This is a genomic window from Streptomyces taklimakanensis (assembly GCF_009709575.1).
GTDB lineage: Bacteria > Actinomycetota > Actinomycetes > Streptomycetales > Streptomycetaceae > Streptomyces > Streptomyces taklimakanensis.
In genome coordinates this window covers 2,505,180-2,526,994 of sequence record NZ_WIXO01000001.1, presented here as the reverse complement: position 1 = coordinate 2,526,994, position 21,815 = coordinate 2,505,180, and the positions used below count along the sequence as shown (strand labels likewise).

At 73.4% G+C, this 21,815-nt stretch carries 20 protein-coding genes; 10 read left to right on the top strand and 10 right to left on the bottom strand.

Annotated features, from left to right (window positions below; all coding sequences use genetic code 11):
- Window positions 1-240: 240 nt before the first annotated feature.
- The 3 genes from F0L17_RS10905 (at window position 241) to F0L17_RS10895 (ending at window position 4,266) form a co-directional block, all read left to right on the top strand.
- Window positions 241-444, top strand: a complete 204-nt coding sequence (locus F0L17_RS10905) for a cold-shock protein (protein WP_004986573.1) — start codon at window positions 241-243, stop codon at window positions 442-444.
- Window positions 445-848: 404 nt separating this feature from the next.
- The gene (gene groL, locus F0L17_RS10900; protein WP_155070921.1) at window positions 849-2,477 is read left to right on the top strand and encodes a chaperonin GroEL; all 1,629 of its coding nucleotides are present in this window, start codon (window positions 849-851) and stop codon (window positions 2,475-2,477) included.
- 277 nt (window positions 2,478-2,754) lie between these two features.
- Window positions 2,755-4,266, top strand: a complete 1,512-nt coding sequence (locus F0L17_RS10895) for an alanine/glycine:cation symporter family protein (protein ID WP_155070920.1) — start codon at window positions 2,755-2,757, stop codon at window positions 4,264-4,266.
- A 159-nt stretch (window positions 4,267-4,425) separates the two neighbouring features.
- Here the strand turns inward: F0L17_RS10895 and murQ are convergent, their stop codons facing one another.
- Window positions 4,426-5,403, bottom strand: a complete 978-nt coding sequence (gene murQ / locus F0L17_RS10890; RefSeq protein ID WP_155070919.1) for an N-acetylmuramic acid 6-phosphate etherase — start codon at window positions 5,401-5,403, stop codon at window positions 4,426-4,428.
- Window positions 5,404-5,642: 239 nt separating this feature from the next.
- Window positions 5,643-6,599: a MurR/RpiR family transcriptional regulator gene (locus tag F0L17_RS10885; protein ID WP_162466053.1), complete on the bottom strand. Its 957-nt coding sequence runs from the start codon at window positions 6,597-6,599 to the stop codon at window positions 5,643-5,645.
- 102 nt (window positions 6,600-6,701) lie between these two features.
- Here F0L17_RS10885 and F0L17_RS10880 point away from each other — a divergent pair, with 102 nt between their 5' ends.
- Window positions 6,702-7,106 carry a hypothetical protein gene (locus F0L17_RS10880; protein WP_155070918.1) on the top strand — a complete coding sequence of 135 codons (405 nt, stop codon included), beginning with the start codon at window positions 6,702-6,704 and terminating at the stop codon, window positions 7,104-7,106.
- Entirely contained in the window at window positions 7,103-7,432 is a 330-nt protein-coding gene (locus tag F0L17_RS10875; RefSeq protein WP_162466052.1) for a DUF4031 domain-containing protein, read from the top strand. Before F0L17_RS10880 ends, F0L17_RS10875 begins: the two co-directional genes overlap by 4 nt.
- Here F0L17_RS10875 and F0L17_RS10870 read toward each other — a convergent pair.
- From F0L17_RS10870 to F0L17_RS10850, 5 genes are all read right to left on the bottom strand, one after another.
- The gene (locus tag F0L17_RS10870) at window positions 7,419-8,783 is read right to left on the bottom strand and encodes a SpoIIE family protein phosphatase (RefSeq protein ID WP_338018037.1); all 1,365 of its coding nucleotides are present in this window, start codon (window positions 8,781-8,783) and stop codon (window positions 7,419-7,421) included. The two genes, F0L17_RS10875 and F0L17_RS10870, sit on opposite strands and share 14 nt — an antisense overlap.
- Window positions 8,780-9,580 (bottom strand): alpha/beta fold hydrolase, encoded by an 801-nt coding sequence (locus tag F0L17_RS10865; protein ID WP_155070917.1) that lies wholly within the window; start codon window positions 9,578-9,580, stop codon window positions 8,780-8,782. Before F0L17_RS10865 ends, F0L17_RS10870 begins: the two co-directional genes overlap by 4 nt.
- 125 nt (window positions 9,581-9,705) lie before the next feature.
- On the bottom strand, window positions 9,706-10,965 hold the full coding sequence (locus tag F0L17_RS10860) for a Cmx/CmrA family chloramphenicol efflux MFS transporter (protein WP_155073470.1): 1,260 nt from the start codon (window positions 10,963-10,965) through the stop codon (window positions 9,706-9,708).
- A 150-nt stretch (window positions 10,966-11,115) separates the two neighbouring features.
- Window positions 11,116-11,679 (bottom strand): TIGR03086 family metal-binding protein, encoded by a 564-nt coding sequence (locus tag F0L17_RS10855; protein ID WP_155070916.1) that lies wholly within the window; start codon window positions 11,677-11,679, stop codon window positions 11,116-11,118.
- A gap of 21 nt (window positions 11,680-11,700) precedes the next feature.
- On the bottom strand, window positions 11,701-12,387 hold the full coding sequence (locus F0L17_RS10850; protein ID WP_155070915.1) for an HD domain-containing protein: 687 nt from the start codon (window positions 12,385-12,387) through the stop codon (window positions 11,701-11,703).
- A 59-nt stretch (window positions 12,388-12,446) separates the two neighbouring features.
- Between F0L17_RS10850 and F0L17_RS10845 the strand changes: the two genes are divergently transcribed.
- Window positions 12,447-13,160 carry a copper homeostasis protein CutC gene (locus tag F0L17_RS10845; RefSeq protein ID WP_155070914.1) on the top strand — a complete coding sequence of 238 codons (714 nt, stop codon included), beginning with the start codon at window positions 12,447-12,449 and terminating at the stop codon, window positions 13,158-13,160.
- A gap of 31 nt (window positions 13,161-13,191) precedes the next feature.
- Here the strand turns inward: F0L17_RS10845 and F0L17_RS10840 are convergent, their stop codons facing one another.
- Both F0L17_RS10840 and F0L17_RS10835 read right to left on the bottom strand, forming a co-directional pair.
- A complete protein-coding gene (locus F0L17_RS10840) occupies window positions 13,192-14,097 on the bottom strand; it encodes an aldo/keto reductase (RefSeq protein ID WP_155070913.1) in 906 nt (301 codons plus the stop codon).
- 75 nt (window positions 14,098-14,172) lie between these two features.
- On the bottom strand, window positions 14,173-16,239 hold the full coding sequence (locus F0L17_RS10835; protein WP_338018036.1) for a HelD family protein: 2,067 nt from the start codon (window positions 16,237-16,239) through the stop codon (window positions 14,173-14,175).
- 420 nt (window positions 16,240-16,659) lie between these two features.
- Between F0L17_RS10835 and F0L17_RS10830 the strand changes: the two genes are divergently transcribed.
- The gene (locus F0L17_RS10830; protein WP_202917859.1) at window positions 16,660-16,938 is read left to right on the top strand and encodes a hypothetical protein; all 279 of its coding nucleotides are present in this window, start codon (window positions 16,660-16,662) and stop codon (window positions 16,936-16,938) included.
- Between the two features lie 24 nt (window positions 16,939-16,962).
- Here F0L17_RS10830 and F0L17_RS10825 read toward each other — a convergent pair whose 3' ends face one another.
- The gene (locus F0L17_RS10825; protein ID WP_155070912.1) at window positions 16,963-18,459 is read right to left on the bottom strand and encodes a cation:proton antiporter domain-containing protein; all 1,497 of its coding nucleotides are present in this window, start codon (window positions 18,457-18,459) and stop codon (window positions 16,963-16,965) included.
- A gap of 456 nt (window positions 18,460-18,915) precedes the next feature.
- Here F0L17_RS10825 and F0L17_RS10820 point away from each other — a divergent pair, with 456 nt between their 5' ends.
- From F0L17_RS10820 to F0L17_RS10810, 3 genes are all read left to right on the top strand, one after another.
- Window positions 18,916-20,433, top strand: a complete 1,518-nt coding sequence (locus tag F0L17_RS10820; protein ID WP_202917858.1) for an amino acid adenylation domain-containing protein — start codon at window positions 18,916-18,918, stop codon at window positions 20,431-20,433.
- Window positions 20,434-20,437: 4 nt separating this feature from the next.
- Window positions 20,438-20,692: a phosphopantetheine-binding protein gene (locus tag F0L17_RS10815; RefSeq protein ID WP_155070910.1), complete on the top strand. Its 255-nt coding sequence runs from the start codon at window positions 20,438-20,440 to the stop codon at window positions 20,690-20,692.
- Between the two features lie 132 nt (window positions 20,693-20,824).
- Window positions 20,825-21,781 (top strand): chlorinating enzyme, encoded by a 957-nt coding sequence (locus F0L17_RS10810; protein ID WP_155070909.1) that lies wholly within the window; start codon window positions 20,825-20,827, stop codon window positions 21,779-21,781.
- Window positions 21,782-21,815 lie beyond the last annotated feature (34 nt).

The following is a 21,815-nucleotide window of genomic DNA, read 5'->3' as shown; positions in this document are numbered from 1 at the left end:
CGGGTTGGTCCGCTATGCCCGGCCCGGGATGCCCTGCTTTCCTCGTGTTCATCTGGTTATCGGCAATCCAGCATGACCGGAATTCTCGTCGGAAAGACCTGTTGCGGAGGGCGTCTGCCCAGATACATTCAGCCGCGGTCGACGCGTTCCGGCGCACACCCCCTCTCGCCGGGGGGTGATTTCTGACCCGGGTCCGCGGAGCGCGGATCCGTGCAAGGGCCAGCAATAGGGGAGTTAGGAATGGCTCAAGGCACCGTCAAGTGGTTCAACGCGGAGAAGGGCTACGGCTTCATCGCGGTCGACGGTGGGGCGGACGTGTTCGTCCACTACAGCGCGATCCAGATGGACGGATACCGCACCCTTGAGGAAGGGCAGCGGGTCGAGTTCGAGATCTCGCAGGGCCAGAAGGGCCCACAGGCGGACATGGTCCGCGTGACGGCCTGAAGCGCCGGGCCGCGCACGCAACGCACCACAGACGAACAAGCAACGAGACGGCACAGGAGGGTCCGTGCCCCCGAGGGGGTGCGGGCCCTCCCGTCCGTGTGCCCGCGGCCGGGGGCACACGGGGCGGCCCCGACGGGCCGGGGGCGTTCCGACGGCCGGGCGCGCGGGGGCGCGCAAGCGCCTGACGCGCTTGCACTCAAGGGGGTCGAGTGCTAATCATTGGCGTTAGCACTCTGAAGGTGAGAGTGACAGCAGCAGGACCGGTTCGGTGAGGTCCGAGAGCCCGGCGGAGCAAGGAGCCTCCGGGCTGGAGGGCCGTCCGTCGCGGGCGCCAGAGCGGTCCGGAGAAATCCAACCCCGCCCCTGGCCTTCGGCATGGGGAACCCCAGGGAGGACCACTTCACATGGCCAAGATCATCGCGTTCGACGAGGAGGCGCGGCGCGGCCTCGAGCGCGGGATGAACCAGCTCGCCGACGCCGTCAAGGTCACGCTCGGCCCCAAGGGCCGCAACGTCGTCCTTGAGAAGAAGTGGGGCGCCCCCACGATCACCAACGATGGTGTCTCCATCGCCAAGGAGATCGAGCTCGAGGACGCGTACGAGAAGATCGGCGCCGAGCTGGTCAAGGAGGTCGCCAAGAAGACGGACGACGTCGCCGGTGACGGTACGACCACCGCGACCGTCCTCGCCCAGGCGCTCGTCCGCGAGGGGCTGCGCAACGTCGCCGCCGGCGCCAACCCGATGGCCCTCAAGCGCGGCATCGAGAAGGCCACCGAGGCCGTCTCCACCGCCCTGCTGGAGCAGGCCAAGGAGGTGGAGACCAAGGAGCAGATCGCCTCGACCGCCTCCATCTCCGCCGCCGACACCCAGATCGGCGAGCTGATCGCCGAGGCGATGGACAAGGTCGGCAAGGAAGGCGTCATCACCGTCGAGGAGTCGCAGACCTTCGGGCTGGAGCTGGAGCTCACCGAGGGCATGCGCTTCGACAAGGGCTACATCTCCGCCTACTTCGCCACCGACATGGAGCGGATGGAGGCGGTCCTGGAGGACCCCTACATCCTGATCGCCAACCAGAAGATCTCCGCGGTCAAGGACCTGCTGCCGCTCCTGGAGAAGGTCATGCAGGCCGGCAAGCCGCTGCTGATCATCGCCGAGGACGTCGAGGGCGAGGCCCTCTCCACCCTGGTGGTCAACAAGATCCGCGGCACCTTCAAGTCCGTCGCCGTCAAGGCCCCGGGCTTCGGCGACCGCCGCAAGGCCATGCTGGGCGACATCGCCATCCTCACCGGCGGCCAGGTCATCTCCGAGGAGGTCGGCCTCAAGCTGGAGAACGCCGGCCTGGAGCTGCTGGGTCGCGCCCGCAAGGTCGTCATCACCAAGGACGAGACCACCATCGTCGACGGTGCCGGTGACAGCGAGCAGGTCAACGGTCGGGTCAACCAGATCCGCGCCGAGATCGAGAACTCCGACTCCGACTACGACCGCGAGAAGCTCCAGGAGCGTCTGGCGAAGCTGGCCGGCGGCGTGGCCGTCATCAAGGCCGGTGCCGCCACCGAGGTGGAGCTGAAGGAGCGCAAGCACCGCATCGAGGACGCCGTCCGCAACGCGAAGGCCGCCGTCGAGGAGGGCATCGTCGCCGGTGGTGGCGTGGCCCTGCTCCAGGCGTCCAACGTCTTCGAGAAGCTGGAGCTGGACGGCGACGAGGCCACCGGCGCCGCCGCGGTCAAGGCCGCGCTGGAGGCCCCGCTGAAGCAGATCGCGGTCAACGCCGGCCTTGAGGGCGGCGTCATCGTGGAGAAGGTGCGCAACCTGACCCCGGGCCACGGTCTGAACGCCGCGACCGGTGAGTACGTGGACATGATCGCCGAGGGCATCATCGACCCGGCGAAGGTCACCCGCTCCGCGCTGCAGAACGCCGCCTCCATCGCGGCGCTCTTCCTCACCACCGAGGCCGTCATCGCCGACAAGCCGGAGAAGGCCGCCGCCGGCGCCGACCCCGCCGCTGCCGGCATGGGCGGTGGCATGGACTTCTGATCCGCCCCTTTCCGGAGCCCGGCCTGCCGGGCTCCGGAGCGGATCGGCCGTCCGGCCGCCCTGCGCGGCCCGTGCGCACGGGCGGGGGCGGCACCCCTTCGGGGGTGCCGCCCCCGCCCTCGTCGTTGTCCGGGATGTGAGATTCGGCACCGGTCGTCCGACTGTTGCGGGGCCCGGAGCGGCATATAGCCTCCCGGAGGCCGTCTGCGGAAGCCCCTTTCCGTTCCCCGAGGTCCGGCCCGCGCGGCCGAGCCCCCCGACCCTGGACGACGACTCGATGAACACGATCGACACGCTGATCGTAGAGATCAACGACCACTTCTGGACCTATCTGCTGATCCCCCTGGTGGCAGGGGCGGGTCTGTACTTCACCCTCCGCTCCGGAGCCCTCCAGTTCCGACTCCTCCCGGAGATGCTCCGGGTCGTGAAGGAGCGGCCCACGCCCCGGGGCGACGGCACCAAGTCCGTCTCCGCGTTCGGTGCCTTCACCATCTCCGCCGCCGCCCGGATCGGCACCGGCAACATCGCCGGCGTCGCGAGCGCCATCACCGTCGGTGGTGCCGGGGCGGTCTTCTGGATGTGGGTCATGGCGATCGTCGGTGGCGCCTCCGCCTTCGTGGAGTCCACCCTCGCCCAGTTGTACAAGGTGCGCGACCGGGACCCGAGCCGGGAGGGCACCTACCGCGGCGGCCCCGCGTACTACATGCAGCGCGGCCTGGGCCGGCGCTGGGTCGGCGTGGTCTTCGCCGTGATCATCACTCTGACCTTCGGCCTGGTCTTCACGGCCGTGCAGTCCAACACCATCTCCACCGTCACCGCCGGATCGCTCGGCGACGGCACTCCCGGCTGGTTCGCGCCGGTCGTGGGTGTGGCGCTGGCGGCGCTGCTGGGCCTCGCCGTCTTCGGCGGGGTGCGGCGGATCGCCTCGATCACGCAGGTGCTCGTCCCCGTGATGGCGGTCCTCTACCTGATCGTCGGCTTCGCCGTCGTCGTGCTCAACGTCTCCGAGGTGCCGCGCGTCCTCGCCGACATCGTCGGCGGTGCCTTCGGCTTCCGCGAGGTCGTCGGCGGCGGTGTCGGCGCGGCGATCCAGCAGGGTGTGCGCCGCGGCATGTTCTCCAACGAGGCCGGTCTGGGCTCGGCCCCCAACGCGGCCGCGGCGGCCGAGACCTCCCACCCGGTCAAGCAGGGCCTGGTGCAGACCCTGGGCGTCTTCTTCGACACCCTGGTGGTCTGCTCGATGACCGCCTTCGTCATCCTCTCCACCAACCCCGAGCTCGCCGGCCGCCAGGGGGCCGACCTCACCCAGTCCGCGCTCCAGGACGCCCTGGGCGGCTGGGCCGGTCACCTGCTGACGGTGGTGGTCTTCCTGCTCGCCTTCAGCTCGATGATCGGCAACTACTACTACGGCGAGTCCAACATCGAGTTCATCACCGGCAGGCGCTCGATCATGGTCGGCTACCGCGGCCTGGTCCTGGCCGCCACCTTCCTGGGCGCGCTGGGCTCGGTGAGCGTGGTGTGGAACCTCGCCGACGTCACCATGGGGGCCATGGCCCTGGTCAACCTGCTGGCCATCCTGCCGCTGTCGGTGATCGCCTTCCGGCTGATGAACGACTACCTCGCCCAGCGGCGCGGTGGTCTGGACCCCGTCTTCACCCGTGACCGCCTGCCCGACCTGACCGGGGTGGAGTGCTGGGACCCGGTGCCCGCCTCCGGCACGGCCGTTCCCTCCGACGCCTCCGCCGCACGCGGCGACGAGGGCGGGGCCCCGACGGCGGAGGCACGCTGACACGGACCGATCGGGGGCGGGGCCCAAAGCCCCGCCCCGAGGCCCCCCGGCCCGCACACCCCTTCCGGTGTGGGCCGGGGGGCCTCTTCCGTGCGCTCCCGTGGGTTCCGAACGGGCGGCGCGGGGCGGCGCGGAGACCGCGGGGGACGGCGCGGTGGCTCAGCCCCGGGCGGCCTCCAGCGCCGCGCGCAGATGCCCGCCCGACTCCCTCAGCAACCGGGCGGCGGTGGGCCCGTCCACTTCGCCCAGGATGGTGAGGATGGCGTTCTTCACCTCGCCGTCGGTGTCGGCGAGCGCGGACTCGACCCGTTCGTCGCCGGCGCCCGTGGCCAGCGAGACGATCCGGCGCGAGCGGGCCCGGAGCTTCTCGTTGGAGGCCCGCACGTCGACCATCAGGTTCCCGTAGGTCTTGCCCAGCCGGATCATGGTGATCGTCGAGATCATGTTGAGCACCAGCTTCTGGGCGGTGCCCGCCTTCAACCGGGTCGATCCGGTCAGCAGCTCCGGGCCGGTCACGACCTCGATGCCGTGCTCGGCCGCCGCGGCCAGCGGCGAGTTCGCGTTGCAGGACAGCCCGACCGTCAGCGCGCCCAGCCGGCGCGCGTGCTCCACCGCGCCCACGGCGTACGGGGTGCGCCCGGAGGCGGACACGCCGACCACCACGTCGGTCGGGCCCACGCCCAGCCCGTCCAGGTCGGCGGCGGCCAGGTCGCCGCGGTCCTCGGCGCCCTCGGCGGCCCGGACCAGGGCCGCGGGGCCTCCCGCGACGAGCCCGACGACCTGGGAGGGCGAGGTGTTGAACGTCGGCGGGCACTCGCTGGCGTCCAGCACGCCCAGTCGTCCCGCCGTCCCCGCGCCCGCGTAGACCAGTCGGCCGCCGCGCGCCAGCCGTTCGGCGGTGGCGTCGATGGCGGCGGCGATGTCGGGGAGCCGGGCGGAGACGGCGGCCGGGACGGTGGCGTCCTCGCCGTTCATGATCCGGGCGATTTCCAGGGTGGGCAGCCGGTCGATCTCGGACAGTTCGCTGCGGAACGCCTCGGTGGTGAGCGTCTCCAGCTCGTCGCGGAGCCGGCCGTAGGGGCGTTCCGGGGCGCCGCCGGGGGTTCCGTCGTCGGCGGCGGTCGGGGAGGAGGTCATCGGAGTGCGGCTCTTTCCGTTCTTCCGTGGGCCGGTCTCGGATCGGTCGTCGGCCGACCGTGGGCCTGGACGGCCTCCCGTACCGGTGCCCGGACGTGTGGGGGGTGGCGGGCGGTGCGGTGGTGCCGTGGGACGGGGTGGGCTCGGGGACGCGGCGGCGTCGGCGTTCGGCGCGCGGAGCTCGCCGCTCGTGGTTCGGGCTCGGGGCGCCGGCCCGGCGGGACCGGCGACCCGGCGGGTCAGCGCTGCCGGGGCGAGTGGCGGTGGGCCAGTGCCTCGTAGGAGGCGGACAGGGCCGGCGCGGCCGTCTCGTAGGTGCGCTGCGCCACGCCGATGAACAGGCAGTCCACGACCAGGAGCTGACCGGTTCGGCTGGACATGGCCGCCGGGCGCAGTTCGCTCTCGCGCGCCGTGGAGGTGGTCAGGACGTGGTCGGCGTACTGGGCGATCTCGCCGTCCGGACGACCGGTGACCGCCACGGTGGTGGCACCGTGGTCGAAGGCCACGCGCAACGGCTCGATCACGTCCACCGTGCGACCGGAGTGGGTTATCGCTATGGCGACGTCCCCGGAGCTCAACTGCACGGCGGTGGTGACCGCCAGGTGGGGGTCGGGGTGGGCGTGCGCGACCAACCCGATGCGCAGCAGCTTCTGCACCAGGTCCTGGGCGACCAGGGCGGAGGCGCCGGCTCCGTAGACGTCGATCCGGTGGGCGGAGGACATCGCGTGCACGGCCGCCTCGACCTGTCCCGGGTCGAGTCCGGCGGCGGTGTCGGCGAGGGTCTGCCGCTCGTCGTGGGCGAGTTTGGCTATGACGTCCTCGATGGGGTCGTCCACGGCGATGTCGGCGGTGACCGAGGGTGCCGCGCCGGACGCCTGCTGCGCCGCGAGGCCGGCCAACGCCAACCGCAGATCCCGGTAGCCCGGGTAGCCCAGCAGCCGTGAGGTCCGTACGACGGTGGCCTCGCTGGTGCCCGTGCGCTCGGCGAGGCCGGTGACGGTGAGCTGTGCGCAGCCGGCCGGATCGCCGGCGACGGCCTCGGCGACGCGCTGCATGGAGCGGGTCATCGAGGGAGCCATGGTGCGCACCTTGGCCGCGAGGGCGGCGGGGCCGGGTGGGCCGGGTGGGCCGGGGGCACGGCCCGGCACGGCCCCGCGCGCCGAGTCGGAGAAACTTTCCTTCACTGTGTTGTTCACGGGGGGAAGATATTTTCAGCGGGAGGGGGCGTCAAGGGTGCGCGGGCCCGTGGCCTTCGACGATCGCGGTCGGCGGGACGCGTCTGGTCCAATGGGGGAGTCATGACCGAACATCCACATGATCACGACGCCCCCGACGGCTCCGCCTCCCCCGGCGACCTGGAGCGGGCCCTCCACACCGGCCGGGCCCTCGTCCTGGCCGACCTCACCGCCTGCGGCATCGCCGGGGCCGAGGTCGTCTCGCTGGTCGAGGACGCCGTCTCGCACCGGCGCTGGTGGGTCGAGCAGTGGCCCGAGGGCGTGTCCTTCGTGGCGGGCCTGATCGCCCAGGACGTCCAGGACGCGCTGCTGGACCGTCGCGGCCGCTGGCCGGAGTGCCCGGTGTGCCACGGCTCCGAGGCGCACGCCCTGGACGTCGAGCCCGAACTCGGCCCGGATCCGCACTGGGTGTGCGGTACGACGGCGACGGCGGTGGCCCCGGTCGGGGAGCTGGGGAGCACCCGGTGACCGTCTACATCGACCCGCCGGTCTGGCCCGGTCACGGCAGGCTGTGGTCACACCTGGTCAGCGATGTCTCCCACGAGGAACTGCACGCGTTCGCCGCCGCTCTCGGCTGCCCGCGCCGCGCCTTCGACCGCGACCACTACGACGTGCCCGAGGAACACCACGAGCGGGCCGTGCTGCTGGGCGCGGTCGAGGTGGGCAGCAAGGAGCTGCTGCGGAGGCTGACGGAGGCCGGTCTGCGGCGGCGGAAACCCCCGCGCCTCCGAGCCCCCCGGACCGTGCGGGGGGCCGCGCCGGACGCGTCCGGGGCCGCGGTCACACCGTCCTGACGGCCCCGTCCGCCCCCGCCGCGCCGCCGTGCGGCACGGCGGTCGCCGCACCGGCGCCGCGGTCGCCCTCGGCGCGGTGGGGGATGCCCAGGGCCAGGACGGCGGTGTCGTCGTCCAGCCCCTCGCCGAACTCGTCCAACAGCCGGGCGACCGCCGCGACGGTGGCGTCCGCCCCCGCCGGCGCCAGGTCCCGCGCGAAGGCCAACAGCGCCTCCTCGCCGTAGCGGCCGCCGCGGTCGTCGGTGCGGGCCTCGATCAACCCGTCGGTGTAGAGCACCACGGTGTCGCCGGGACCCAGCCGCGCGGTGGTGGTGGCGAAGCGGGCCTCGGGCAGCGCGCCGACGAGCTGGCCGCCGGGGGTGGTCAGCTCCTCGGCGGTGCCGTCGGAGCGCAGCAGCAGGGCCGGGGGGTGGCCGCCGGAGGCGAGGGTCAGGGAGCAGCCCGTCTCGCCGGGGGTGAGCAGGCCGAAGACGACGGTGCAGTGGCGCGGGTCGGTGCCGCGGAACTCGTGCTCCAGGACGGTGTTGAGGTTGGTCAGCACACGGACCGGGTCGGGGTCGTAGACGCTCGCGGCGCGCAGGGTGTAACGGGTCAGGGAGGTGACGGCCGCCGCGCCCGCGCCCTTGCCGGAGACGTCGCCGAGGAAGAGACCCCACCGGCCGTCGGCGAGCGGGAACACGTCGTAGAAGTCGCCGCCGACCTCGTCGGTCGAGGCCGTGTGGTAGTGCGAGGCGAGCTCGATGCCCGGCACGTCGGGCAGGGTCGGGGGCAGCAGGCTGCGCTGGAGGGTGGTGGCCAGGCGTTGGACGCGTTCGCGCTCGCGCTCGGCCTCCCGGCGGGCGCGCAGCAGTTCGCGCTCGTAGGCGCGGCGGTCGCGGGCGTCGAAGACGGTGGTGCGGATCAGCAGGGGCCGGCCGTCGGAGGTGGTCTTGACGGTGGAGGTGACCAGCACCGGCAGGCGCGTGCCGTCGGCGGCCTTCATCTCCAGCGCGATTCCGCCGATGTGGCCCTGCATCCGCAGCAGCGGCGCGAAGTGCGTCTCGTGGTAGAGACGGCCCCCCACGGTGAGGAGGTCGGAGAAGTACCGGCGGCCGACCAGCTCGTCGCGGGTGCGTCCGAGCCAGGTCAGCAGCGTGGTGTTGACCTTGGCTATCTTCCCGTCCATGAGGGTGGACAGATAGCCGCACGGGGCGTTCTCGTAGAGGTCCTCGGCGCTGTCCTCCAGCAGGGCGGAGAACGCGGCGTCGTCACCCCCGCCGCCGCCTCCCCGGCCGTCCCCGCCGTTCCCACCACTCCCGCCGTTCCCGCCGTTCCTTCCGGGGCCCGTGCCGGACCCCGTGCCGCACTTCACCGCTCCCTCGCGAAGGAGACGATGGCCTCCGCCGTCGCCTCCGGAGCGCTCAGCTGCGGACAGTGCCCGGTGGCGTCCAGGGTGACCAGGCGGCTGCCGCTGATCCGGTCCCGGACGAACGCGCCCACCTCGCGCGGGGCGATCGCGTCCTGGAGGCACTCGATCACCAGCGTCGGCACGGCGACCCCGGCCAGGTCCTCGCGGTTGTCGGAGAGGAAGGTGGTGTGGGCGAAGACACGGGCCATGTCCGGGTCGGTGCGGCAGAAGCTGTTGGTCAGCTCCTCGCCCAGCTCGGGCCGGTCCGGGGTGCCCATGATCACCGGCGCCATCGCGGCCGACCAGCCCAGGTAGTTGCTGTCCAGGGAGTCCAGCAGCTCCTCGATGTCCTCCCGGCTGAACCCGCCCCGGTAGTCGTCGTCGTCGATGTAGCAGGGGGAGGGGGTGAGCAGGACCAGCTTGGCGAACCGCTCCGGCTCCCGCACCGCCGCCAGCACGCCGATCATGGAGCTGACGGAGTGGCCCACGAACACCACGTCCCGCAGATCCAGTTCGCGGCAGATCTCCAGGACGTCCTCCGCGTACCCGCCCAGCGAGGAGTAGCGCTCCTCGTCCCAGGCGGCCGGGTCGGAGCGGCCGGAGCCCACGTGGTCGAAGAGGACCACCCGGAACTCCTCGGCCAGGGTGGGCGTCACCAGACGCCACAGGTTCTGGTCACAGCCGAAGCCGTGCGCGAGGAGCAGCACGGGCCCGTCCTCCCGGCCGGTGACCGTGATGTTGTTCCTGGTGCGCACGTCCATTCGACACGTCCTTCCGAAGGGTCCCCCCGCCGCGGGGCGGGGCCGGGCCGGTCGGCTCACGGACCGCTGGCTCCCGAGGGTAGCGCCCCGGCCCCGGACCTCCGGGTTCCCGGGTTCCGCCGGAGCTACCGTCCGAGGCCCTCGGCGCTCGCCTCCGGGACCGTTCCCGGGCCGCCGGAGCCCGGGGCGGGGACGCCCGTGCCACCGGCCCCGACCACCACGCGGGAGGCGGCGGTGCGCCGGTGCCGGCGGGCGGCGACGACCGTCGCGCCGACGGCCGCGGCGGCCAGCAGCGCGCTGACCCAGGAGACGCCCTGGTAACCCCAGCCCGCGGTGATCACCAAGCCGCCGATCCACGGACCGATGGTGTTGCCCAGGTTGAACGCCGAGGTCGTCGTGGCCCCCGCGAGGGTGGGGGCGGCGCCCGCCACGTCGAACATCCGGGCGTTGACGGCCGGGGCGGTGAAGAAGGCCGTCACCCCGAGCAGCAGCGCCAGCCCGACGGCCGCCGCCGGCAGGTGCGCGGTGAGCGCCAGCAGCGCCAGGACGACGGTGGTGGCGGCCATGCCCCCGCCCATCGTCCCGAACAGGTTCCGGTCACCGGCCCGGCCGCCGGTCGCCGACCCGATCAGCGCGCCGACCCCGAACAGCGCCAGCACGGTCGGCACCCAGCCCTCGTCCAGCCCGGCGGTCTCGGTGAGCAGCGGGGAGAGGTAGGAGAAGAGGCAGAAGGTGGCGGCGGCGTTGAGCGCGGTGATCACCAGGGCCAGCCACACCTGGCCGTTCCGGTAGATCCGCAGTTCGCGGCGGAGCACCGGACGGTCGTCCCCGGTGGGCGGTTCGGTGCGCGGGACGAGCGTGACCACGCCGACCAGCCCGATCGCCGACAGGACGGCCACCGCCCAGAACGCCGAGCGCCAGCCCGCGTGCTGCCCGAGCAGGGCCCCGGCGGGCACGCCGATGACGTTGGCGACGCTCAGCCCGCCGATCATCGTCGCCATCGCCCGCGCCTTCATGCCCGGCGGCACCAGCGACACGGCCACCGCGGCGCCCACGGCCCAGAACCCGGCGCAGGCCAGCGCGCTCACCACCCGAGAGGCGAACAGCGTCCCGTACGTCGGTGCCAGTGCTCCGGCCACCTGGCCGAGTCCGAAGACGGCCAGCAGGACGATGAGCGTGGTGCGCCGGGGCAGGCGCAGCGTCGCCGCGGCCAGCACCGGCGCCCCGACCACCATCCCGACGGCGAAGGCGGAGACCAGCAGTCCGGCCTGCGGGATGGTCACGTCCAGGTCGCGGGCGAGCGGCTGGAGGAGCCCGGAGAGCATGAACTCCGAGGTTCCCAGGGCGAAGACCGAGAGTCCGAGGACGTAGACGGCCAGGGGCATGCGGGTGCGTCCGGCGCGGGGTGGGGCGCCGGGGGGCGCGGTGTCAGGCTGCGGCATGTCCGGGACCAACATCACCACCGGGGCGCGCATTCCCCGCCGGGCCGCCGGCCGGCTCCCGGCCCGTCCCCGGCCGGGGCCCGCGGCCGGGCGTCAGGGCCTGCGGCCGAGCAGGGCGACCAGCCTCTCCTGGGGGCCCGCCGACGGCGCGACCTCGACCGGCTCGCCGAACAGGCCCGTCGCCCGGAGAGTGCCCGCCACGGGACGCACCGCGTCGTGGACCCACCGGGCCAGCTCCTCGTCCAGGCGGTCGTCGGCACCGATGCCGCGGGCCAGGTCCCACGCGTGCACGGTGAGGTCGGTGATCATCTCCCGGGCGTAGTCGACGGTCGGCCGCGGGCCGTCGCTGGTGTGCACCCGCCCCTCCAGCGCGCCGGGACGGTGGAAGGCGGCCTTCGACTCCGCCGCGGCACGCCGCCACGCGGCCACGGGGTCGTCACCGAGGACGTCGCCGTCGAACCGGTCGCCGACCTCCTCCAGGGTCGCGCCGCGCAGCAGCCAGGGCGCCCACAGGTGTTCGCCGACGAGGTGGCCGACCAGGTCCCGCACGGACCACTCGGCGCACGGGGTGGGGGCGTCCCACTGGTCGTCGCGCACCGCGCGGACCCGTCGGTCGAACTCCTCGTAGGCCCGGTCCAGGGCGTCCAGTCGGTCCATGCCCTCCAGCGTAGGCGCGGCTCACGCCACGAGCAGCTCCAGCTCCGTGGTCAGGTTGCGGCGGGCGTCGTGTTCCCAGTGGTCGTGGCCGTAGGGGGTGCGGAACAGCCGCGGCAGACCGAGGAGCCGGCGCAGCACGTCGGCGCGGCCGACGCGGAAGGCGTCGTCGGGGACGGAGGCGTACTCCTCGCGGACGGCGGCGGCGTAGGCCGCGTACTCCCGCGGCGTCCCGGCCAGAACGGCGAGGTCGGCGTCGCACAGCACCTCCCCGCCGGTGTCGCCGGGCGCCGGGTCGTGGGTGACGGTCAGGCGGACCAGCCGGGCGACCTCGGCGGCGAGCCGTGGGGGGACGCCCGCCTCGGGGAGGGCGCGTTCGGCCAGGCGGGCGCTGCGTTCCTCGTTGGTGGAGCGGTCCGGGAGGTGGACCGCGTCGTGGAACCAGGCCGCCAGCGTGACGGCCGCCACCGCCTCCGGGTCCTCGCAGTGCGCGGAGAGCAGCCCGATCCGGTCCAGCACGGCGATCAGGTGGTCGGTGGTGTGGTAGCGGCGGTGGGGCTCGGCCCAGCGGGCGAGCAGGTCGTCGGCGTAGGCGTACGGGGACGGGGCGCCGTGGGGGGAGGCGTCCGGGCGGCGAACGGCCAGGAGGGTGCGGGTCCAGCGCTCGCGGAGCTCGTCGTGGGCCGGGTGGCGGCCTTCGGGGGAGGACATGGGGGCAATTGTGGGGCGCGCCTTCCCCCCGTGTCCGGCGATATGGCAGGCTCCGCTATATGTCTAGACCAATTCTGGAAGTGATCGCGCTCGACGCCCGGGACGCGGTCGCCGCGCGGGACGGCGGCGCCGACCGTCTCGAACTCGCCGCCGACATGACGGCCGGAGGGCTCACCCCGGCCCGTGAGACCTTCGCCGCCGTACGCGACGCCGTCGACCTGCCGGTGCGCGTGATGCTGCGGGCGACCGACGACTTCGCGGCCGGCGCCCCCGAGGCGCTCGACGACCTGTGCGGACGGGCCCGAGCGCTGCGCGCCGAGGGCGCCGAGGAGTTCGTGCTCGGTTTCCTCGACGACACCGGAGCCCCCGACCTCCCCGCGATCGGCGCCCTGCTGGACGCCGTCCCCGGCTGTCGCTGGACCTTCCACCGCGCCATCGACGGCTGCGCCGACCGCGACGTGCTGCGCAAACGGCTCGACGGCCTGCCCGGCCTGGACACCTACCTCACCGCCGGCTCGGCGGACGGCGTGCCGGACGGCCTGGAGGTGCTGTGCGCCGAGGCGGCCCGCATGGCGGCGGGCGACCCCGGCTACCGGCCGCTGCTGATGGCCGGCGGCGGGCTCCGCCTCGACCACGTCCCCACGCTGCGCGCGGCGGGCGTCACCGCCTTCCACATCGGCGGCGCGGCCCGCGCCGGGAGCTGGACGGCCCCGGTCTCCCCGGACGCGGTCCGTGTCTGGCGCACGACGCTGGACGCCGAACCGGCCCGGTGACCGGCCGGGGGCGGTCTTCGACCGACGCGTCTCACCCCCCGGCGTCCAGGGCGTCGAGGCGGGCCGTCTCGTCGTCCGAGAGCCGCAGTACGCCGGCGGCGACGTTCTCGACCAGGTGGTCCGGGTTGCCGGTGCCGGGGATGGCCAGGACGTGCTCCCCCTGCCGGAGCGTCCACGCCAGTCGGACCTGGGCGGGTGTCGTGCCGTGCGCGCGGGCGACGGCGAGGACCGCCTCGTCGTCGGTTCCCCTCGCGCCCGCTTCGCGCCCCCGGCCGGCTATCGCGAAGAACGGTACGAAGGCGATGCCCCGCTCCCCGCACCGGCGCAGGAGTTCGCGCTCCTCGGCCGGTGCGCCGATGCCGTAGGCGTTCTGCACGCACACCACCGGAGCCGTCGCCTGTGCCTCCGCGAGGTGCTCGGCCGTGGCGTTGGAGAGGCCCAGGTGGCGGATGAGCCCGGCGTCGCGCAACTCCGCGAGCGCGCCGAAGTGTTCGGCGATCGACCCGTTCCGCCGGCTCGGCGGGACGCGCAGGACGACCACGTCGAGGTGGTCGCGGCCGAGTTGGCGGATGTTCTCCTCGACCTGGCCGCGCAGCTGCTCCGGCCTGGCCCACCACCACCCGCCCGACGGGTCGCGTCCCGGCCAGACCTTGGTGGCGATGACCAGGTCGTCCGGGTAGGGGGCCAGGGCGCGGTTGATCAGTTCGTTGGCGGAGCGTGTCGCCGAGAAGTAGAACGCGGCGGTGTCGATGTGGTTCACGCCGAGTTCGACGGCGCGGCGCAGCACGGCGACGGCCCGGTCGCGGTCGCTCGGCGTGCCGAGGTCGAAGGCGGCGCTGCCCGTCAGACGCATCGCGCCGAAGCCCATGCGGTTGACGGTCAGGTCGCCGAGCCGCCAGGTGCCCGCGGACGCGGCGGTGATCGTCTTCTCCGTCATCCGGTCTTCCCTGTTCGTCGGTTCGTCGGTTCGTCGGTTCGTAGGAGCCGTCGGAGCCGTCGGCGGGGTCGCGGGTCATGCCCCGCCGGCCAGCGGCTCGGGCAGCGGCGCCGCGTGGACGACGGTGAGGCCGGAGACCGCACGCGTCAGGGCCACGTACAGGCGGCGCAGGCCGGTGCGCTCGTCCGGCTCGCCGTCGACGACGGCCGCCGGCTCGTCCAGGACCACGTGGTCGTACTCCAGGCCCTTGGCCAGCGTCGCCGGGACGAGGGTGAGACGGGCGTCGGCGTCCGTCTCGGTGCCGGGGGCGAGGTGGGGGAGCCCGGCGGCGTTCAGCGCCGCGGCCAAGGCGGGGACGCGGGCGTCGGCGGCGATCAGACCGATCGACCCCTCCCGCTCCAGTGCCTCGCGGCAGGCGTCCACCACCGCGCCGGTCAACTCCTCCACCCGTGCCGACCGCACCCGCAACGAGCCCGCCGCGTCACGGATCGACGTCGCCTCGGACAGGCCCGGGGCGATGTGCGGCAGCAGCCGGGAGGCGTAGGCGATGACCTCGCGCGGCACGCGGAAGCCCTGGGTCAGTTCCTCCACCGCCGCGTCCGGCTTGCCCAGGTGGGACAGGGCCTCGGCCCAACTCGCCGTCGCCCACGGGGTGGTGCCCTGGGCCAGGTCGCCCAGGATCGTCGCCGAGCCGGTGGCACAGCGGCGGCCCACCGCCCGGTACTGCATGGGGGAGAGGTCCTGCGCCTCGTCGAGGACGACGTGGCCGAGCGAGGGCGTGCGCCGCACCAGGTCGCCGGCCTCGTCGACCAGCACCGCGTCGGCGACCGACCACGCCGCCGACCTCACTCCGCGCGGCGGCTTCGTCCACAGGATCGCCTTGCGCTCCTCGTCGGTGAGGATCCCCTCGGAGCACTCGGCCAGGAAGTCGGCGTCCGAGAGCAGGCGCAGCACCAGCCTGGCCGGGTCCACCTCCGGCCACACCGCCTTGACCTGGGCCTTCACCGCCGCGTTGCGGGCGACCGCGTCCTGTACCCGGTCGTCCGGTGCCTCGCCGGCCCGTTCCATCCGGGTCAGCACGGCGTGCGCGATGCGCCGCGGCAGGGCCTCGCGGGCCGCGCCGTGGCGGATGCCGCGGTCCAGCAGCTCGCGGACGATCTCCTCCAGCTCGTACGCCGGGATCCGCCAGCGGCGCGAGCCGCGCACCACGACGCACGGCTCGGTCGGCATCGTCACGCCCGCGCGGACCGCGCGGCGCAGCACCTCGGCCATCCGGGCGTCGCCCTTGATCCGGGCGGCCTCCGGGTCGTCGACGCCGCGCACCGTCACGCCGGTGTCGGCGGTCACCAGGTCCTCCACCGTCGTCTGTCGGACCGACAGCTCGCCCAGGGCGGGCAGCACCTGCTCGATGTAGCGCAGGAAGGACCGGTTCGGGCCGATGACCAGCGTTCCGCTGCGGGCCAGCCGCTCGCGGTGCGCGTACAGCAGGTACGCCACGCGGTGCAGGCCGACGGCCGTCTTGCCGGTGCCGGGCGCCCCCTGGACGCACACCGTGCCCTCGACGCCGGTGCGGACGATCTCGTCCTGCTCGGGCTGGATCGTCGCCACGATGTCGCGCATCGGGCCGACGCGCGGACGCTCGATCTCCCGTCGCAGCAGCGCGCTGACCCGCTCGGCCTCCTCCGGGTCGGTCAGGCGCTCGTCCTCGTAGGCGGTCAGCTCGCCGCCGGTGTAGCCGAAGCGGCGGCGCAGCTCGACGCCCTGCGGGTCCCTCCCGGAGGCGCGGTAGAAGGGTTGGGAGACGGGGGCGCGCCAGTCGATGACCATCGGGTCGCCGTCGGCGTCGTGGACGTGGCGGCGGCCGATGTAGTACCGGGCCGGCTCCGGGTCGGGGGCCAGATCCAGGCGGCCGAAGAACAGCGGGGTGTCGGCGAGGTCGGCCAGGGCCGCGACGCGGGCGTCGATCTGGTGCTGGAGGGCCTCGGCGTTCACCCAGTTGGCGGTGACGTCCCTGATGTCGAGGGCCTCGACGTCCTCGCGCATGGCGCGCAGCGCGGTCCGGGAGGCGGTCAGGTGGGCGCGTTCGCGTTCCAGGGGATCGGTCGGCCTGTCGGTCTGCTGGTCGTGGACGTGCGAGGGCACGGTGGAGCCTCCGGTGGATGCGCACGGTGGCGTGCGGCGGCCCGGCGCGATGGGGGTGCGCGGACGCCGCGCCCCGGTGCGGTGGGCGACTGGTGCGGACTGGGCGGGAGGGTCGCGGGGCCGGCGGGGGCTTCGCCGTCGGGGGCGCGACCGGGCCGGCCGGTGCCGACCGGCCGACTCCTCCCCGGCGGCGCGGCGGACGGGCCCGTGCGGACGCGGACGGGGCCGTGCGTCACCACGGCGCGGGAGGCGGGAGAGAGGTGATTGTAGCCCTGACCGTCCGGGCGGGCGACCGTATATCCGCCACACGCCCGCCACCGGAAAGACGGTCGGACACCACGGGTCGCGGCCGGAGGAAAGCTGTGACGAGGCATAGGATGGAAACGGACCAATCGGGCTGAATCGGCAAGCGGCGGAGCCATGAACAGCGCATCCATCCCTTCCCAGAAAACCGGCGGTCCGGCGTCGGGGGCCACCGCGCTCGGTGAACTCGACGCGCGGGGCGGCGACGGCGGACACCGCCACCATCGGCACCTCCTGGGCGACGCCGTTCGGGCGATCTCCGTCTTCGCCGGTGCCGTCTTCGATGTCGCCGTCCGGGGCGATCACGAGCAGGCGCGCGACGAGCACGAACCCCACCAGGGAGGCGGCGGGTCGGCCGCGGGCGTCGGTGGGTCCGGCTCCGGCCGGCTGCCCTGAGACCGGCCCGGGACCCGCCGCGGGTCACGCGCCCGTGCCCACCGAGTCGGCGCTGTGCCGGCTGCCGGCCGGCTTTGCCGGGGCGCCCGGATCCTCCCCGGCGCCGGGTGGGGGAGGTCTTCGCGGAAGGGGGCGATCGTCGAGGGCGCCGGGCCCGAGCAGCCGCAGCAACGGGCTGGTGACGGCCGTCGTGACCAGCGCGACGAGGGTCAGGACGCTCGCCATCTCCGCGTCGATGATCCGCGCCTGGTACCCGATCTGGATGACGACGAGTTCCGTCAGCCCGCGCGCGTTGAGCAGGACGCCCAGGGCGAGGGCCGACGGCCAGGACATGCCCGTCAACCGCGCGCACAGGCCGGGGCCGAGGACCTTGGAGGCGACGGCGACGGCCAGCAGGCAGCCGAACGTCAGCGCCGCCTCCCCGCCCCAGGCCAGGGCTCCCAGGTCGGTGGTGAGGCCGAAGCCGAAGAAGAAGAACGGCAGCAGCACGGTCTTGGCGGTGTCGGCGAGGCGCTCGGCGACGGCCACGGCCCACCGGCCGCGGGTGGGCCAGGCGACGCCCGCCAGCAGGGCGCCGATGAGCTGGTGGACGCCCAGGGCCGCGGTGAGGGCGGCCGACGCGGTGACGCACACGGTGAGGAGGACCGCCGTGCCGACCTCCGCGCCCCGCCTCCCGTCCGCGCGGTCCGCCCACCGCGCCAGCAGCAGCCGCAGCGGGCCGAGGAAGAGGACGGCCACGGCGACGAGGAGGGCGATGTCGAGCAGCAGCCGGGAGGCGCCGAAGCCGTGGGACGCGGCCAGGATCGCGGCGAGCAGCAGCCAACTGCCCGCGTCGCCCACCGCCGCGGAGTAGAGACCGAGCTGTCCGGTGCGGGTGCGGGTGATGCCCAGGTCGGCCAGGATGCGGGCCAGGACGGGGAACGCGGTGACGCTGAGCGTGCAGCCGATGAACAGGACGAAGGTCAGGGGGCGGCCGCCGGGGCCGAGGTGGTCGTCCACCAGCGCCACCGCCACGGCGGCGCCGGCGGCGAAGGGGATCAGCAGGGACGCCTGGCTGATCAGCAGGGCCTGGCCGGCGGCACCGCGCAGGCGCGTGCCGGACAGCTCCCGCCCCACGCCGAACACGAACAGGGCCAGACCGAGTTGGGCCAGACCGTCCAGCATGGGCAGGACTCGCTCCGGAAAGAGCCACCCGGCCGCGTCGGGAGCGGCGCGCCCGAGGAGGGACGGGCCCAGGAGCAGACCCGCGCAGATCTCGCCGACGACCCGCGGCTGCCCGAGGCGCCGGACCAGGACGCCGCCGAGGTGGGCGGCCGCCAGGACGGCGGCCGCGGCGAGGAGGAAGTGGCCCGCGGCGCCCATGCCCTCGTGGGGAGGGGCCGCGTCGGACGCGGCGGTCCGCGACCCCGTGGTGTGGGCCGCGATCAGGCCGAGGGAGACCACGGGGAGGAACAGCGCCAGGGTGGCCGCCGACCAGAACCGCAGGTGTCTCCTCGCGGGTGCGGAGGATAAGCGTGCCAACGTCGTCAGATCCCATCGACTGCGGAAGTGGATGGATGTCGCACGTTCTGTCGCCGAGCTGTCGTCGGGCCTCGGTGGGGACGGCCCGGACGGTCGGAGTCGGACGGGGAGCGCGGAGAAGCCGGGCGGAAGCGCCCGGACGCGCCTTTCGCGTCGTTCGGCAGGGCTGGAGCGGGAGCGTCGATCCCCTCCCGGCAGGAGAGTGAATCACGGAACGCGGGCTTCCGTAAGGGGTGTGATCACCGTCACATTTCGGTGGCCTATTGCGTCGACCCGCATGCGCTGTGTAAGCATGACGGCGGCATTCGCCAAGGGACAAGCACGATCATCCACCACTTCGCCACAACCACGGGTTTGGGGACAGTTGTGTTCGGTGCTGTGTCACATCCCTCGTCCTCCCCTTCCGCGGAAGGGGACGGGGACTTACGAGAAACTCTGATCGATCTGTTCGTCTCGGTGGCCCGTGCGAGGCCGCTGGGGAAGGCACTGAGTTTCGAGGGCGAAACATACTCCTACGCCGCTCTCGACGTCTGGTCCCGGGCGGTGGCGGAACGGCTGTGGGCGGCGGGCGTGAGGCGGGGCGACCGCGTCGCGTTGCGCATGGCCCCCGGGGCCGAGGTCGTCGCCGCGATGCTGGGAATCCTCAGGATCGGAGCGGCCTACGTACCACTGGACGTCCGCAACCCACCGGCGCGCAACGAGTTCATCCTCTCCGACAGCCGGGTCACGGCCTTCGTCGGCGATCCCGGGGAGGGGCCGCCGTCCGGCCTGTCCGGACTGCCCCTGATCGGCACGGACGACGTGGCGAAACTCCTCCTGGCGGAGGCGTCCGGGGGCGCCGCGGTGGACGACCACGCTCCCGGCCCGGACGACATCGCCTACGTCATCTACACCTCCGGGACGACGGGGCGGCCCAAGGGCGTCCCGGTCCGCCACGGCAGTGTGGTGGCCCTGCTGGAGTCCACCTCGGGCCTGTTCTCCTTCCGGCCGGACGACCGGTGGTTGCTCTTCCACTCCGTCGCGTTCGACTTCTCCGTGTGGGAGATCTGGGGCGCGCTCTCGTGCGGCGCGGAGCTGGTGGTGCTGCCGCACTGGACGGCGCGCAGCCCGGACGGGTACCTGCGCGTGGTGCGGGAGGCGGGGATCACCGTGCTCAACCAGACCCCCACGGCCTTCGGCGCCTTCGCCGACGCCGCGCTGCGCCGGGGGGAGGACCTGCCGCGCCTGCGGTACGTGGTCTTCGGCGGGGAGAAGCTGACCCCCGCCGCGGTCCGTCCTTGGGCGGAACGTTTCGGCACCGAGCGGCCGCGCCTGGTGAACATGTACGGGATCACCGAGACGACCGTGCACGCCACCTTCCGGGAGTGGGACCGGGCGGAGCTGGCGGGCGAGGAGTCGGTGATCGGACCGCCGCTGCCGGGCTTCGTCGCCCGGGTGGTCACCGAGGACGGGCGGGACGCGGAACCGGGCGAGGTGGGGGAGCTGTGGCTGTCGGGGCCGCAGGTCACCGAGGGGTACCTCGAACGGCCGGACCTCAACGCCGACCGCTTCCCCCTCGGACCCGCCCCCGACGGCGGGGCGCGCCTGCGCTACTACCGCTCGGGCGACCTGGTCAGCCGCCGCCCCGACGGTGACCTGGTCTACCGGGGCCGAGCCGACCTGCAGGTCAAGCTCCGCGGGCACCGCATCGAACTCAGCGACATCGAGGGCGCCGTGCGGGCGCACCCCGGGGTCGTCGACGCGGTGGTCTGGGTGCACGAGTTCGGGCCGGGGGACAGCCGGCTGGTGTGCGCCCTCGTCCCGTCCGACGGAGCCGACGGACCGGGCACGCGGGCCCTGCGCGAGCACGTCGGGGGGCTCCTTCCGTCCTACATGCGGCCCGGGCGGTACCTGAGCCTCCCGGAGCTCCCCCGCACCGTCAACGGAAAGATCGATCGGGCCGCCGTGGCCCGGATCTTCGAAGAAGGGAGATGAGCCGATGCCGGAGGCAGTGGAGGAATCCACGCTGAAGGAGAGCGTCCAGCGGGCGACCGTCGAGTGGGTCGCCGAACTCCTGGAGGACCCCGAGGTCGGCGCCGAGGACAACTTCCTCGACCTCGGCGGACACTCGATGCTCGCCCTCCAACTGGGGAACCTGGCCAAGGAGCGGTTCGGCCAGGATTACGACCTGCGCGTTCTCTTCGAGGGAACCCTCGCGGACGCCGCGGCCGACCTGGCCGCCCGGGCCGCGTAGGAGCCGATCCGGCTCCGGGGGCCCCGCCGTGTCGGTGGCGGCCGTCGCCCCCGCGCACCCCACCTCCACCGATGTGTTCGTGCACGCCCTGTACGGCAAGTCCACGGTAACGATCTGGAAGGACGCACTCGCATGGCGACCACGGAACGGACCGACCACAGGCTCAGCGCGCAGGAACTGGAGCAGTTCGAGCGGGACGGCTTCATCGGGCCCATCAAGATCTACGAGCCCGAGGAGATGGAGGAGCGGTGGAACACCATCCGCCGCCAACTGCCCGACCGCTCCCTGGCGATCTACCCCGACGACGCCCTGGGCGCCGTCACCAACATCTCCAACTACGACCGTCACCTCGACGTCGACCTGCTCTCCGAGCACATCATGAAGGCGGAGATCGTCGACCGCGTCGCCTCGATCCTCGGCCCCGACGTCCTGTGCTGGCGCACCGAGTTCTTCCCCAAGTACCCCGGTGACGAGGGGACGGACTGGCACCAGGCCGCGACCTTCGCCAACGCCAGCAAGAAGCCGCAGATCCTGTGGCCCTCGCGGGACGGGCAGCCGGCCTTCGGCGGCACGATCACCGTCTGGACGGCGTTCACCGACTCCACCAGGGAGAACGGCTGCCTCCAGCTCATGCCCGGCACCCACCGGCAGATGAACTACGACGAGTCCAAGCCCATGGAGTACGACCCCGAGGCCATCAACGCCCGTGAGAAGGAGGGGGTCAAGCGCGGCTTCTTCGGTTACGACTACCGGCAGCTCCAGAAGGACCCGAACTGGCAGCCGGACGAGTCCCAGGCCTTCCCCCTGGTGATGAAGCGCGGTGAGTGCGTCATCTTCTGGTCGACGCTGATGCACGCCTCGCTGCCCCACACCGGGAGCAAGAAGGACTACCGCATGGGCTTCGCCGCCCGCTACGTGCCCACCCAGGTCCGGATCTACCCCGACACGGACACCGTGGCCGAGTACGGCGGCGGCATCCCGCTGGACAACTACGGTGCCGTCCTGGTCTCCGGCAAGGACGAGTACGGGCACAACCGCATCGCCAAGACCAGCAGGCGGGGTTTCACCTTCGAACCGCGCGGTTTCTGACAAGCTGTCCTCCGGGGACGGGGCGGTCCGTGAC